1 pseudogene is annotated in these 665 nt (G+C 60.5%); it reads right to left on the bottom strand.

Annotation, left to right across the window (positions count from 1 at the left end):
- Positions 1-319: 319 nt before the first annotated feature.
- Positions 320-665: pseudogene (locus ENZ75_RS33560) on the bottom strand (hypothetical protein); the annotation flags it as partial.

Below are 665 nucleotides of genomic sequence, written 5' to 3'. Positions count from 1 at the left end.
AAACTGCGCCTTGCCTTGCGCCAGATCGGAGGTTTCGGTGTCTTTAGCCGCCGGTTGGATGGCGGTGGTCTTGGTGGTGTCGACGCCACTCGTCGAACAGCCAGACATCATCAAGACGGCCGCCATCGTGGCCATTGCCGGGAAATTATTGTGACGCATGCCCCTGCCTCATCGCCCGATTTGCCGGGTCGTTCTTCAGGAAACACAATATATCAGCGGCGATTAAACTTCGGTGCCGAAACGCCGCCAAAATTCGGCTTCGGGCACACCAGCCATTAACCACCAGGCCGCGGTGCTTCAGTCGCAGCCAGCGGCGTCCTCACGGCTCCAGGGCTTTGAGCCCCGCAGGAGCCGTATACCGGCTGCCGTCATAGCGCAGCCGGTAGGTTTGGCTCACGGACTTGCCGGGATGGGACTGGCACTCGCCATCCTTGTCGGGCAACGGATTGTCGGTATCCATTCGCTCGACCACCGTTATGTCGTGGTAGCCATGATGTTTGGCCGGGCTCATCGCCAGGCTAACCCGACTGGTATGGAAGGATCCGGCGCAATTGGTATCACCCTCGCCGCCATTGCCGGCCACGACCAGGCCATCGAGCACCATCCTCAGGGAATCGCCATCGACGGCATAGAGCCGCAGGTCGGTTTCACTGAACGGATTAGGC

It is taken from the genome of Mesorhizobium sp. M7A.F.Ca.CA.002.04.1.1 (assembly GCF_004022805.1).
Lineage (GTDB): Bacteria > Pseudomonadota > Alphaproteobacteria > Rhizobiales > Rhizobiaceae > Mesorhizobium > Mesorhizobium ciceri.
This window is presented reverse-complemented; position numbering and strand designations above follow the sequence as displayed.